The following is a 13,033-nucleotide window of genomic DNA, read 5'->3' on the forward strand; positions in this document are numbered from 1 at the left end:
CGCCTCGGAGGCGGGACCGAGAACAGCAGCTGACGGGGAGAGGGGCCGAAGGATGAGCGGGCTCGTGTACTTCTCCAGCAGCTCGGGGAACACGCACCGGTTCATCGAGAAGCTCGGACGGCCGGCGCAGCGCATCCCGCTCCACGCCCGCCGCGACGGAGCCGCCCTCGACACGCTCCACGTCCACGAGCCGTACGTGCTCGTCCTCCCCACCTACGGCGGCGGCAACGGCGGAGGAGCGGTCCCCAAGCAGGTCATCCGGTTCCTCAACGATCCGTGCAACCGCTCCCTGATCCGCGGCGTCATCGGCGCCGGCAACACGAACTTCGGCGAGGCGTACTGCCTCGCCGGCGACATCATCGCCCGCAAGTGCGAGGTGCCGCACCTCTATCGATTCGAAGTATTCGGAACACCCGACGACGTCCGCGCCGTCGACGAAGGATTGGACACGTTTTGGACGCAGCAGTGATCGACGCTCCCCGCGACGCCGCACAGATGGACTACCACTCGCTCAACGCGATGCTGAACCTCTACGGCCCGAACGGAGAGATCCAGTTCGACAAGGACCGCGAGGCCGCTCGCGAGTTCTTCCTGCAGCACGTCAACCAGAACACGGTGTTCTTCCACACGCTCAAGGAGCGCCTCGACTACCTGGTCGAGAAGGAGTACTACGAGCAGGCCGTGCTCGACCAGTACTCGTTCGAGTTCATCCAGCAGCTCAACGACCTGGCGTACTCGAAGAAGTTCCGCTTCGCGACCTTCCTCGGCGCGTTCAAGTACTACACCTCGTACACGCTCAAGACGTTCGACGGGAAGCGCTACCTCGAGCGCTTCGAGGACCGCGTCGTGATGACCGCCCTCGGCCTCGCCCAGGGCGACGAGACGCTCGCGACCGCCCTCGTCGAGGAGATCGTCGCCGGCCGCTTCCAGCCCGCGACCCCGACCTTCCTCAACACCGGCAAGGCACAGCGCGGCGAGCTCGTCTCCTGCTTCCTGCTGCGCATCGAGGACAACATGGAGTCGATCGCCCGCGGCATCAACTCCGCGCTCCAGCTCTCCAAGCGCGGCGGCGGCGTCGCCCTCTCGCTCTCGAACATCCGCGAGGCCGGCGCCCCGATCAAGCAGATCGAGAACCAGTCCTCGGGCATCATCCCCGTGATGAAGCTCCTCGAGGACAGCTTCAGCTACGCCAACCAGCTCGGCGCGCGCCAGGGCGCGGGAGCGGTGTACCTCTCGGCGCACCACCCCGACATCCTCCGCTTCCTCGACACCAAGCGCGAGAACGCCGACGAGAAGATCCGCATCAAGACGCTCTCCCTCGGCGTCGTCGTGCCCGACATCACGTTCGAGCTCGCGAAGAACAACGAGGACATGTACCTCTTCTCGCCCTACGACGTCGAGCGCGTCTACGGCATCCCCTTCGGCGACATCTCCCTCTCGGAGAAGTACCGCGAGATGGTCGACGACCCGCGCATCAAGAAGACCAAGATCTCGGCGCGCGAGTTCTTCCAGACCATCGCCGAGATCCAGTTCGAGTCGGGCTACCCCTACATCGTGTTCGAGGACACGGTGAACCAGGCGAACCCGATCAAGGGCCGCATCAACATGTCCAACCTCTGCTCCGAGATCCTCCAGGTCAACACTCCGACGACCTACAACGAGGACCTCTCCTACGCGCAGATCGGCAAGGACATCTCCTGCAACCTCGGCTCGCTGAACATCGCGCTGACGATGGACTCGCCCGACTTCGGCCGCACCATCGAGACCGCTATCCGCGGCCTCACCTCGGTGTCCGACCAGTCGCACATCACCTCGGTCCGCTCGATCGAGGACGGCAACGACAAGTCGCACGCCATCGGCCTCGGCCAGATGAACCTGCACGGCTACCTCGCCCGCGAGCGGATCCACTACGGATCCGAGGAGGGCATCGACTTCACCAACATCTACTTCTACTCGGTGCTGTTCCACGCCCTGCGCGCCTCCAACAACCTCTCCATCGAGCGCGGCACCACCTTCGAGGGCTTCGCCGACTCGAAGTACGCCTCGGGCGAGTTCTTCGACACCTACACGGAGAAGGAGTGGGCGCCGGCCACCGAGCGCGTCTCCCGCCTCTTCGCCGACTCGGGCATCGCGGTCCCGACCCAGGACGACTGGCGTGCGCTCAAGGCCTCGGTCATGGAGCACGGCATCTACAACCAGAACCTGCAGGCCGTCCCGCCGACCGGCTCGATCTCGTACATCAACAACTCGACGTCCTCGATCCACCCGATCGCGTCGAAGATCGAGATCCGCAAGGAGGGCAAGCTCGGCCGCGTCTACTACCCGGCGCCGTTCATGACGAACGACAACCTGGAGTACTACCAGGACGCGTACGAGATCGGCTACGAGAAGATCATCGACACCTACGCCGCGGCCACGCAGCACGTCGACCAGGGCCTCTCGCTCACGCTCTTCTTCAAGGACACGGCGACCACCCGCGACGTCAACCGCGCCCAGATCTACGCCTGGCGCAAGGGCATCAAGACGATCTACTACATCCGCATCCGTCAGCTGGCGCTCGAGGGCACCGAGCTCGACCAGTGCGTCTCGTGCATGCTCTAGAGCACGCAGCCCCACCCCCCTCCGCACGACCCATCCGCAGCAGCGAGAAGGAATCATGACTCCCCCCGAGAAGCTCAAGCTCGTCGACTCCGTCCAGGCGATCAACTGGAACCGGATCCAGGACGACAAGGACGTCGAGGTGTGGAACCGCCTCACGAGCAACTTCTGGCTGCCCGAGAAGGTCCCGCTGTCGAACGACATCCAGTCGTGGAACACGCTCACGCACCAGGAGCAGCAGCTCACCATGCGCGTGTTCACCGGGCTCACCCTGCTCGACACCGTGCAGGGCACCGTCGGCGCCGTCTCGCTCATCCCGGACGCGATCACGCCTCACGAGGAGGCCGTCTACACGAACATCGCGTTCATGGAGTCGGTCCACGCCAAGTCGTACTCCTCGGTGTTCTCGACCCTGTCGAACACCCAGGACATCGACGAGGCCTTCCGCTGGTCGATGGAGAACCCGAACCTGCAGAAGAAGGCGTCCATCGTGATGGACTACTACCGCGGCGACGACCCGCTGAAGCGGAAGGTCGCCTCCACGCTGCTGGAGTCGTTCCTCTTCTACTCGGGCTTCTACCTGCCGATGTACTGGTCCTCGCGCGCCAAGCTCACCAACACGGCGGACCTTGTGCGCCTGATCATCCGCGACGAGGCCGTGCACGGCTACTACATCGGCTACAAGTTCCAGAAGGGGCTCGAGCGGGTCGACCAGGCCAAGCGCGACGAGATCAAGGACTACACGTTCTCGCTGCTCTACGAGCTCTACGACAACGAGGCGCAGTACACGCAGGACCTCTACGACCAGCTCGGCCTGACCGAGGACGTCAAGAAGTTCCTGCACTACAACGCCAACAAGGCGCTGATGAACCTCGGCTACGAGCCGATGTTCCCCAAGCAGGTCACCGATGTGAACCCCGCGATCCTGTCGGCCCTCTCGCCCAACGCGGACGAGAACCACGACTTCTTCTCGGGCTCCGGCTCCTCCTACGTGATCGGCAAGGCCGTGAACACCGAGGACGAGGACTGGGACTTCTAGGCGTCGACACCACGTCCCGGCCTCCACGGCGAACGGCCCCTCCCCTCGCGGGTGAGGGGCCGTTCCTCGTCTCGGGGTGGCGGGCGGGCGTCGGGTCGCCGCACCCGGCGAGGCGCCGCCCTGTCGCCGAGGCGCCGTCCTGCCGGCGGCGCCTCGGGCGGCACGTCGGTGTCTCGGCGGAGGGGCCGGAGCGGCTGTCGTGGGCGCCGTTAGAGGGCCAGGCGCATCAGCACCCGGGGGAAGCCGTCGAGCACCGAGGTCGTGTCCGCGGCCTTCTCGAAGCCGGCGCGCCCGAACAGCGAGCGCGTGCCGACGCACGCCATCGTCAGGTCGACCTCCGTGCCGGCGTTGTCGACCGGGTAGCCCTCGATCGCCGGTGCCCCCTGCGATCGGGCGAACTCGACGGCGCCCTCGAGCAGCGGATGCGAGATCCCGCGCCCGCGGAAGCCGGGCCGCACGCGGAGGCACCACACGCTCCATGCGTCGAGGGCGTCCACGTGCGGGATGCGCCGGTTCGTCGCGTAGCTCGTGTCGGCCCGGGGGTGCACCGCCGCCCAGCCGACCACCTCCGCCGATTCACCACTCCGCCGGATGAATCGCACCAGCACCCCCTGTTGGACGGCGCCCAGGCGGGGCGCCTACCGTGGACGAGGTATCCAACGAAGGAGCACTCCCTGTGAAGCACGTCCCCCTCGGCACCTCCGGTGTCGACTCCCCGAACGTCGTCCTCGGCCTCATGCGCATCCCCGAGATGAGCGACGAGGCGATCCGCGGCCTCGTCGGCGCCGCCCGCGACTCCGGCATCGACTTCTTCGACCACGCCGACGTGTACGGCGGCGAGCTGCACCGCTGCGAGGAGCGCTTCGCCGAGGCGATGGCGCTCACCCCGTCGGAGCGCGAGCAGGTCGTCCTGCAGACCAAGGCGGGCATCGTCCCGGACGGCCCCTACTTCGACTTCTCGTACGAGCACCTGATCGCCTCTGTCGAGGGCTCGCTGAAGGCGCTGCGCACCGACTACGTCGACGTGCTGCTCCTGCACCGGCCCGACGCGCTCGTCGAGCCGGATGAGGTGGCCCGCGCGTTCGACGAGCTGCACGCGTCCGGCAAGGTGAAGCACTTCGGCGTCTCGAACCAGACGCCGTACCAGATCGAGCTGCTGAAGAAGTCGCTGAACCAGCCGATCGTGGCGAACCAGCTGCAGCTCTCGATCACTCATGCGCCGCTGATCGCGCAGGGCGTCGCCTCCAACATGGTCGGCGAGGACCAGTCCGTCATGCGCGACGCCGGCATCCTCGACTACTGCCGCCTGAACGACATCACCGTGCAGGCCTGGTCGCCCTTCCAGGCGGGGTTCTTCACCGGCGTCTTCCTCGACAACCCGGCCTACCCCGAGCTCAACGCCGTCATCGACCGGCTCACAGCGACGTACGGGGTCCCGGCGATCGCCGTGGCCACCGCCTGGATCACCCGCCACCCGGCGGGCATGCAGGTCGTGCTCGGCACGACGAACGAGCAGCGCGTGCGCGATGCGGCCCTCGGCTCCGATCTGCCGCTCACGCGGCCGGAGTGGTACGAGCTGTTCCGCGCGGCGGGCTACCTCGTCCCCTAGAGCTCCCACCCCGGAGGAAATGCGCGTCGGCGCAGAGAGGCACGGACTCCCCGGAGTCCGTGCCTCTTCCCGTCCCCGCGGGACGCCGGTCGGTACGCCCGTCGCGGTGTGCCGTGGACCGAAGCGGCATCTCGCGGGGGAGGGGCGGGAATAGGAACGGCACCCCTGCGTTGAACTTGAGCGTAACCGACTCAACTTCCTCAGGAGGACAGGTGCCCGACAACTACAGCGAGGCCGGAGCGAGCTCGTTCGACGACTTCCTCGCCCGCTACCTCGACGGTGAGCGCGCCCGCGCGGCGCGGTCGATCGACCTCAGCCGATTCCTCACCGCCCGTACCCGCGACATCCTGCAGTCCGCAGGACGCTTCGCCCTCGAGCGCGGCCAGACCGAGCTCGACGCCCTGCACGTGCTCCGCGTGCTCATCGACGACGAGACCGTCTCGCAGGCCGTGCGCCGCATCGGCGTCGACCCCGCCGCCATCGCCACCGCCGCGGAGGCGCGCCTCCCGCAGGCCGACGAGGCCCACGCCTCGCAGAACGCGGCCACCATCACCCCCAGCGCGCAGCGCGCGCTGTTCCACGCCTACCAGGTCGCCCGCTCCAGCGGCTCGACCTACATCGAGCCCGAGCACCTCTTCTTCGCGCTCGTGCTCGGCCAGGACGCCCCCGCCGGGCAGGTCCTCGCCCGCGCCGGCGTCACCGCCGAGGCCCTCACCCAGGGCATGCGCGAGACCGAGGCCCCGCAGCAGCAGGAGGCGGGACAGCCCGCCTCCGACACTCCGATGCTCGACAAGTTCGGCACCGACCTCACCGCTCTCGCCCGCGAGGGCCGGCTCGACCCGGTCATCGGGCGCGCCGACGAGATCGAGCAGACCGTCGAGATCCTCAGCCGCCGCACCAAGAACAACCCGGTGCTCGTCGGCGAGGCCGGCGTCGGCAAGACCGCGATCGTCGAGGGCCTGGCCCGCGCGATCGTGGCGGAGGAGGTCCCCGAGCAGCTGCGCGGCAAGCGCGTGATCTCGCTCGACCTCCCCGGCATGCTGGCCGGCACCCGCTACCGCGGCGACTTCGAGGAGCGCCTCACCGGCACCATGGACGAGATCGCGGCGCACTCCGGCGAGCTGATCGTCTTCATCGACGAGGTCCACACCGTGGTCGGTGCGGGCGGCGGCGGCGAGGGCGGCATGGACGCGGGCAACATCCTCAAGCCGCGTCTGGCCCGGGGCGAGCTGCACCTCGTCGGCGCCACCACGCTCAAGGAGTACCGCACCATCGAGAAGGACCCGGCACTGGAGCGGCGCTTCCAGCCGGTCCGCGTCGGCGAGCCCGGCATCGAGGACGCGGTCGCCATCCTGCACGGCCTGCGCCCCGCCTACGAGGAGCACCACCGCGTGCGCTTCACGGACGAGGCCCTGCGCGCCTCCGTCGAGCTCTCGGCCCGGTACCTCACCGACCGCGTGCTGCCCGACAAGGCGATCGACCTGATCGACCAGGCCGGCGCGCGCCTCCGCCTCCGCCTCGGAGCCGGCGTCGACACCGGAGCTCTGCTCGAGCGTCTGGCGACCCTGGAGGCCGACAAGAACGCGGCCGTCTCGGCCGAGCACTACGAGGAGGCGTCCCGCGTCCGCGACGAGATCAGCGCCGTGCAGGCGGAGCTCGACGCGGCCACCGGCAGTGCCCCCGCGGAGGCGGTCGTCGGCGAGACCGAGATCGCGGCCGTCATCGCCCGCGCCACCGGCATCCCGGTGTCGCGGCTCACGGAGGGGGAGCGCGAGCGCCTCGCGCACCTCGAGACCGAGCTGCACCAGCGGGTCATCGGCCAGGACGACGCGGTCACCGCGGTCGCCCGGGCCGTCCGCCGCAGCCGCACAGGCCTCGGCGACTCCTCGCGCCCGGTCGGCTCGTTCCTCTTCCTCGGTCCGACCGGTGTCGGCAAGACGGAGCTGGCGCGCACCCTCGCGGGCTCCCTCTTCGCCGACGAGCAGTCGGTCATCCGCTTCGACATGAGCGAGTTCGGCGAGCGTCACACGGTCTCGCGGCTGGTCGGCGCCCCTCCCGGGTACGTCGGCTACGACGAGGCCGGTCAGCTGACCGAGCGCGTGCGCCGGAACCCGTACTCGGTGGTCCTGTTCGACGAGATCGAGAAGGCGCACCCCGACGTGTTCAACCTGCTGCTGCAGGTGCTCGACGACGGGCGTCTGACCGACGGCCAGGGGCGCACGGTCGACTTCCGCAACACGGTGATCATCATGACCTCGAACCTCGGCTCGGAGTTCCTGGCCTCGCGGTCGGGTGCGCTCGGCTTCGTCGCTCAGAGCGACGCGTCGGCCGAGGGCTTCGCCTCGGAGAAGGACCTGCGCGATCGCGTCATGGGCCGTCTCCGCGAGGCGATGCGCCCCGAGTTCCTCAACCGGATCGACGAGATCGTCCTGTTCCGCCGCCTCGGCCGCGAGCAGCTGCGGGAGATCGTCGGCATCGTCCTCGACACCACGCGCTCCCGCCTCGCTCCCCGCGAGGTGACGCTCGAGGTGACGGAGGCGGCCGTCGACTGGCTCGCCGAGAACGGCTACGAGCCGCAGTACGGCGCCCGGCCCCTGCGCCGGCTCGTCCAGCACTCCATCGACGACCGGATCGCCGACCTGTTCGTCAGCGGCGAGGTCTCCGACGGAGGCGAGGTCCGCGTCGACGCCGTCGCCGGCGAGCTGCTGGTGACCTCGGCCGCCGCCCTCCCGCTGGCCGCGTAGCCGGTCCCGCTCCGACCCCCGTCCCTCCTCCTTCCGCGAGACACCACTCGTGACGACGGCACCGCCCGTCGTCGCGAGCGGCGCCCGCGGAGGGGGAGGGGCGGGGGTCTTCGCGTCCCCACGGCTTGCCACAGCGGTCCGGGCGGGATAGACACGAGAGCACGAGAACCGGAGGCACGATGTCGAACCCGCGCTACTACGACCCCGTGGGCAAGGCGGTCCGGGCGCTGCTCGTGCTGAGCCTCGTCTGCTTCGCCCTGGCGGTGGGCATGTTCGCCCTCGACATCGTCATGCCCGGCACCATGACGGACGAGCGACGGCCCTGGGCCGAGGCCAGCGGGGCGCTCGCCTCGTTCGGCGTGCTGGCGCTCATCGTCTACTTCGCGACCGTCGCGATCGTCGGCGCGATCCGGGGGCGCGGGCAGTAGCCCCGGCTCCGACGCCGTCGTCCGACAGGGACGCGTCCGGCCCGCGGGATCCGAGGATCCTCGCGGGCCGGACGCGTTCTCGCGAGCCGTCGGGCGCCGGTCAGGGGCACTTCTTCGCGGTGATCGTCACCTTCAGCGTGGCGTCCGGAGCGACGGGGGAGCCGCCGGCCGGCTCCTGCCCGGTGACCTGGCCGGCGTCGGGCGCCTTCGGGTCCTCGGCGCAGGCGAGCGTGATCTTCGTGAAGCCTGCGGCGCCGAAGGCGTTCTTCGCGGCCTCCAGGTCCTGGCCCGTCACGTTCGGCACGGTCTTCTGGTTGCCGGAACTGGTGAACACGGTGATCGCGGTGCCGCGCGGGGCCGAGCCCGACGGGTCGGCGCGGATGACCGTCCCGACCGCGGCGTCGCTCGCCTCCGTGCCGCCCTGCACGACGCCGAAGCCGGCCGCCTCGAGCTTGGCCTCGGCGTCGGCGGAGGAGAGCCCGACGACATCCGGGATGTCGACCTTCGGGACGACCTGCAGCGAGCCGTCGGCCTCCGGGAACGCTGTCCCGCCGTACGTCGCGTCGGCGGCGCGCATGACGACCGGCCAGATGCGGTGGCGCGCGGTGGCGGCGGATCCGGAGTCGAAGGAGTAGCGGCCGAGGCGCAGGTTCGCGTCACCCTTCACGTTGAACACGCCGACGGCGGTCGCGACGCGGGTGCTCGCTCCGGTCATCCAGGTGGCCTTCGCGTCGTCGGTGGTGCCGGTCTTGCCGATCAGCGGAACACCGTCGCCGGTGCGGGAGGCCACGGCCGTCCCGCCGCCGGTGAAGGTCGCCTGCAGCGCGACGGCCGCGGTGGCGGCGACGTTGCGGTCGATCGACTGGCGGCAGTTCGCCGGGGGCACCGGCTGGTCGGCTCCGGCGGAGTCGGTGATGCGGTCGATCGCGACGGGGTCGCAGGTCGTGCCGCCGGAGGCGATGGTGGCGAAGGCGCCGGCCATCGAGAGGGGCGAGACGTAGTTCGTGCCGAGCACCGACGACGGGTTGTGCTCGAGCTCCTCGCCGCTGCCCTGCTTCACCCCCATGTCGACCGCGGTGTCGCGGATGCCGCACAGGTCGAGCTCACGGGCCATGCCGACGAAGCCGGTGTTGAGGGAGGTCTTCGTGAAGGACACCGGGGTGCCGACCTCGCCGGTTCCGCCCTCGTCGTTCTTCGCGCTCGTCTCGTTGCTCGTGTCGGTGCCGCCCGAGACGCAGGAGTCCGTGAAGGTGCCCCAGGTGGACTTGCGCGTCCCGTCGACCGACTCGTTGATGCTGTGGCCCTCCTTCAGCCACTCCACCAGGGTGAAGAGCTTGTAGGTCGAGCCCGGCTGGATCCCGGAGGATCCGCCGTTGGCCCGATCGGTGCTGTAGTTCACGGCGCTGTAGGACGGGTCGGTCGTGAGGACGTCCGGATCCTGCGAGTACTTCTTGTTCTGCGTCATCGCGAGCACGCGCCCGGATCCGACCTCGACGCTGACGGAGACGGCTCCGACGTCGAAGTTCCAGGTCTGCGGGACCTGCGCGTCGACGGCGGCGACGGCCGCGTCCTGCAGGCCGACGTCGAGCGTCGTGTAGACGTCGAGGCCGCCGCGGCGGAAGTTGGTCCAGCGGGTGTCCTCGTCGGCGCCGAAGATCTCGTTGTTCTTCAGAACGTTGGTGACGTAGTCGCAGAAGAAGCCCGCGTTGCCCGCGGTCGAGCAGCCGGTGCTGGGCTGGGTGATGCGGGGCTCGATCGGAGCGGCGACGGCGGCGTCGTGGTCCTCCTGCGAGATCTTCCCCTCCTCGAGCATCTTGCCGATGATGTAGTCGCGGCGGTCCTTGTTGCGGGCGTAGCCGTTCGCGGCGCCGTTGTCCGGGTTGTCGGGCTGGTCAATCCGCAGGACGGCCGGGTTGTTGACGATCGCGATGAGGCTCGCGGCCTGGGCGATCGAGAGGTCCGCGGCCGAGGTCGCGTAGTAGTAGTTCGCGGCGGTCTCGAGGCCGTAGGTGGTGCCTCCGAAGAACGCGATGTTGAGGTAGCCCTGGAGGATCTGGTCCTTCGTGTACTGCTTCTCGAGGCCGATGGCGAGCTTCATCTCGCGGAGCTTGCGCTCGGGGGAGGTCCGGGTGGCCTCGTCGATCGCGGCCGCGCGCTCGGCGTCGTCCGAGATGTTGCGGACGGCCTTCTCGACGAGGACGTTCTTCACGTACTGCTGGGTGATCGAGGATCCGCCCTGCACGTCGTTGCCGAGCACGTAGGTCTGAGCGACGGCGCGGAGGGTGCCGGGGAGGTCGACTCCGCCGTGGTCGTAGAAGCGGGGGTCCTCACCCGAGACGGCGGCGTCCTTGGCGGCCTGGGCGATGCGGTCGAGCGGCACCTCGACGCGGTTCTCGACGTAGAAGGAGGCGAGCAGCTGCGGGCCGTCGGAGCCGGTCGCGTAGATGTTGCTCTTCTCGGAGAGCTTGTCGACCTCGAGGTAGTCGGGCAGGCCGTCGAAGACGCCGATCGACTGGTTCGCGGCGACTCCGGCGAGCGCCACGGCCGGGGTGACGGTGGCGGTCACGAGGACTCCGGCCACGACGCTCATGCCCAGGAAGCCCACGATCGCCTTGACCACACCACCGGTGGTCCTTCTGTCGGACGCCAAACCTTCTCCTTCGCGAATCCCCCCGGATGCTGCGACGACCGCGGCCGACGCCCTGCACGCTCCGTGCGGCAGGTCAACCTCGACAGACTAACCCGAGAGCCCCCGAAGACGAAGGCCCGGCCAGAGGCCTGAAAAGACCCTGACCGCCACCCGGGGGACGGCGTTCCCTAGGCTGTCGGCATGGCGAGCCCCTCCTCCGACCCCCGACCGGCCGACGCGACGACCCCGGAGGCCGCTCCGGTCGCGCCCCCGCAGGCCGTCCCCGCACCGCCCACGGGCGCCCTCTCGTACGCTCTCGGCTTCCTCGCGTTCATCGGGATCCCGTTCCTCAGCCTGATCGTGGGCGGCATCGTCATGGCGTCCGTGTACCCCTCCGCCCGGAGGAAGGGCGGGCTCGCCGCCGAGAACGCGCAGAACGCGGCGAACTGGGGTCTGACGGTGATCCTGATCGGGGTCGTGACGCTCGGCGCGCACGTCGTGCTGCTCTTCGCCGCCTCCGACACCCCGCTCGCGAAGGGCTTCTACCCGATCGGCATCCCGATCACGCTGTTCGCCGTGCTCTGGCTGGTGCACTTCGTGCTGATCATCTGCGGACTGGTGAAGGCGAACCAGCGCGAGGTGTTCCGTCCGCGCGTCGCGATCCCGTTCCTCCGCCCGCCCGCGGCCTGAGCTCAGGCGCCGACGGGCCAGAGGTAGTCGAGCCCCGGCGGCGTGCCGGGGAACAGCGGGCCGTAGTGGTCCTCGTCCTTGGCCACGAGCTTCGAGCGGTGCGAGAGGTGCAGCCGCTCGTCGCCGAACCACGGCGGGAGCGCGTAGTCGCCGGTCAGGTAGGCGGCGAGATCCTCCGGGGCGGCGGCGAGGGCCTCCTCGGTCTTCACGAGGCACGTGTCGGCGAAGCCGCGCTCCGTCCACTCCGCGCAGGTCTCGCGCTGGTAGGTCATCAGCGCCGGTCGGTAGCCCCGCCACATCCGCGTGACGGGGTGGTTCAGCCAGCCGTACCCCGGAACGGTCAGCGCCCGCATGACCTGCAGCGTCTCGACGCGCTGCTTGCCGAGCCGCTTGCCGTCGAGGGCGCGGACGCTGCGGTGGAAGTCGGGGTAGGGGAGGAAGGTCTGCACGCCTCCCAGTCAACAGCGGCCCGTCTCCCTCCGGCCACCCTCCCGTCACGCCGATGTCGCCTGGCGTGCGTAGCGTCCGGGGCATGACCGGACTCCCCCTCCTCGCCACCGACGACGTGCAGCTGCGCTGGGCGCGGCCCGAGGTCCTCGACTCCGCCCGCCACCGGATGCTGCGCCTGCTCACCCTCGCCGAGCGCCTGCGCTACGAGGCGACGAGTCGGCGCGAGGTCCGGGACGGCTTCCTCCTCGGCCGGGTCCTCGTGCGCGAGCTGGCTGCTGAGACGCTCGGGATCGATCCCCTCGAGGTCGCCGTGGACGCGCGCTGCCAGCGCTGCTCCGGACCGCACGGCCGCCCGGTGCTCCGCGGCGAGCACCCGGCGCTGGAGCGGATGCGGATCAGCATCGCGCATTGCGACGGCGCGGTGGTCGCGGCGCTGGCGACCGGACGCGACATCGGGATCGACGCGGTGCGTGCCCGCAGCGTCCGCGACCGCGTGGCGTCCGGGGCGACGACGGCGGAGCAGGTGCTCGCCGATCTGCGCTCGCAGGCGGTCGCGAAGGCCGACGGGCGCGGGACGTCGAGCGACGAGCCAGTCCGCTTCCGCACCAGGGAGGGCGCGACCGAGGCCTGGATCGAGGGCTCGAGCCGCTACTTCGCCGTCCTTGAGCCGACGGTCCACTCCGCGCTCGTCGTGGCGGTCGCGGTCGCTCAGGAGTGACCGCGGGGCGCGGTCCCCGGCCGTTGCGCCGGTCCGCGCCTAGGCGAACAGCGACAGCGTGATCGTCGAGCGGTAGGAGCCGGCCTCGACGTCCGGCTCGGCGAGCAGCCGCAGCTCGGCGTCGGCGC

10 protein-coding genes and 1 pseudogene are annotated in these 13,033 nt (G+C 69.8%); 8 read left to right on the plus strand and 3 right to left on the minus strand.

All coding sequences use genetic code 11. The features are described 5' to 3' along the window. Positions 1-52: 52 nt before the first annotated feature. The 3 genes from nrdI to nrdF are packed head-to-tail and all read left to right on the plus strand — an operon-like array spanning position 53 to position 3,637. Positions 53-469 carry a class Ib ribonucleoside-diphosphate reductase assembly flavoprotein NrdI gene (gene nrdI / locus C5C49_RS14640; RefSeq protein ID WP_104224357.1) on the plus strand — a complete coding sequence of 139 codons (417 nt, stop codon included), beginning with the start codon at positions 53-55 and terminating at the stop codon, positions 467-469. 26 nt (positions 470-495) lie between these two features. After that, positions 496-2,601 carry a class 1b ribonucleoside-diphosphate reductase subunit alpha gene (nrdE, locus tag C5C49_RS14645; RefSeq protein WP_104234484.1) on the plus strand — a complete coding sequence of 702 codons (2,106 nt, stop codon included), beginning with the start codon at positions 496-498 and terminating at the stop codon, positions 2,599-2,601. 55 nt (positions 2,602-2,656) lie between these two features. Beyond that, the gene (gene nrdF / locus C5C49_RS14650; RefSeq protein WP_104224358.1) at positions 2,657-3,637 is read left to right on the plus strand and encodes a class 1b ribonucleoside-diphosphate reductase subunit beta; all 981 of its coding nucleotides are present in this window, start codon (positions 2,657-2,659) and stop codon (positions 3,635-3,637) included. 209 nt (positions 3,638-3,846) lie between these two features. Here the strand turns inward: nrdF and C5C49_RS14655 are convergent. After that, positions 3,847-4,206: pseudogene (locus tag C5C49_RS14655) on the minus strand (GNAT family N-acetyltransferase); the annotation flags it as partial. 107 nt (positions 4,207-4,313) lie between these two features. Between C5C49_RS14655 and C5C49_RS14660 the strand changes: the two are divergent. From C5C49_RS14660 to C5C49_RS14670, 3 genes are all read left to right on the plus strand, one after another. After that, a complete protein-coding gene (locus C5C49_RS14660) occupies positions 4,314-5,246 on the plus strand; it encodes an aldo/keto reductase family oxidoreductase (RefSeq protein ID WP_258068476.1) in 933 nt (310 codons plus the stop codon). A gap of 212 nt (positions 5,247-5,458) precedes the next feature. Then, positions 5,459-7,990 (plus strand): ATP-dependent Clp protease ATP-binding subunit, encoded by a 2,532-nt coding sequence (locus C5C49_RS14665; protein ID WP_104346430.1) that lies wholly within the window; start codon positions 5,459-5,461, stop codon positions 7,988-7,990. Between the two features lie 179 nt (positions 7,991-8,169). Beyond that, positions 8,170-8,418 (plus strand): hypothetical protein, encoded by a 249-nt coding sequence (locus C5C49_RS14670; protein ID WP_104224361.1) that lies wholly within the window; start codon positions 8,170-8,172, stop codon positions 8,416-8,418. 100 nt (positions 8,419-8,518) lie between these two features. Here the strand turns inward: C5C49_RS14670 and C5C49_RS14675 are convergent, their stop codons facing one another. Continuing rightward, positions 8,519-11,068: a transglycosylase domain-containing protein gene (locus C5C49_RS14675; protein WP_258068477.1), complete on the minus strand. Its 2,550-nt coding sequence runs from the start codon at positions 11,066-11,068 to the stop codon at positions 8,519-8,521. 180 nt (positions 11,069-11,248) lie between these two features. Between C5C49_RS14675 and C5C49_RS14680 the strand changes: the two genes are divergently transcribed. Then, positions 11,249-11,737, plus strand: coding sequence for a DUF4870 domain-containing protein (locus tag C5C49_RS14680; protein WP_104346431.1), 489 nt, complete (start codon positions 11,249-11,251; stop codon positions 11,735-11,737). 2 nt (positions 11,738-11,739) lie between these two features. Here the strand turns inward: C5C49_RS14680 and C5C49_RS14685 are convergent, their stop codons facing one another. Further along, the gene (locus tag C5C49_RS14685) at positions 11,740-12,186 is read right to left on the minus strand and encodes an MSMEG_6728 family protein (protein WP_104346432.1); all 447 of its coding nucleotides are present in this window, start codon (positions 12,184-12,186) and stop codon (positions 11,740-11,742) included. 83 nt (positions 12,187-12,269) lie between these two features. On the opposite strand from C5C49_RS14685, the gene C5C49_RS14690 reads away from it, so the two are divergent. Then, positions 12,270-12,905 (plus strand): 4'-phosphopantetheinyl transferase superfamily protein, encoded by a 636-nt coding sequence (locus C5C49_RS14690; protein WP_104346433.1) that lies wholly within the window; start codon positions 12,270-12,272, stop codon positions 12,903-12,905. The last annotated feature ends 128 nt before the right edge of the window (positions 12,906-13,033 follow it).

The sequence above is a fragment of the Rathayibacter sp. AY1E2 genome (assembly GCF_002932325.1).
In the GTDB taxonomy this organism is placed as follows: domain Bacteria; phylum Actinomycetota; class Actinomycetes; order Actinomycetales; family Microbacteriaceae; genus Rathayibacter.

Excerpts from the sequence above, each read along its gene's own strand:
- nrdE (WP_104234484.1), top strand. The coding sequence starts at position 496 with ATGGACTACCACTCGCTCAACGCGATGCTGAACCTCTACGGCCCGAAC.
- C5C49_RS14670 (WP_104224361.1), top strand. The coding sequence starts at position 8,170 with ATGTCGAACCCGCGCTACTACGACCCCGTGGGCAAGGCGGTCCGGGCG.
- nrdI (WP_104224357.1), top strand. The coding sequence starts at position 53 with ATGAGCGGGCTCGTGTACTTCTCCAGCAGCTCGGGGAACACGCACCGG.
- C5C49_RS14690 (WP_104346433.1), top strand. The coding sequence starts at position 12,270 with ATGACCGGACTCCCCCTCCTCGCCACCGACGACGTGCAGCTGCGCTGG.
- C5C49_RS14680 (WP_104346431.1), top strand. The coding sequence starts at position 11,249 with ATGGCGAGCCCCTCCTCCGACCCCCGACCGGCCGACGCGACGACCCCG.
- nrdF (WP_104224358.1), top strand. The coding sequence starts at position 2,657 with ATGACTCCCCCCGAGAAGCTCAAGCTCGTCGACTCCGTCCAGGCGATC.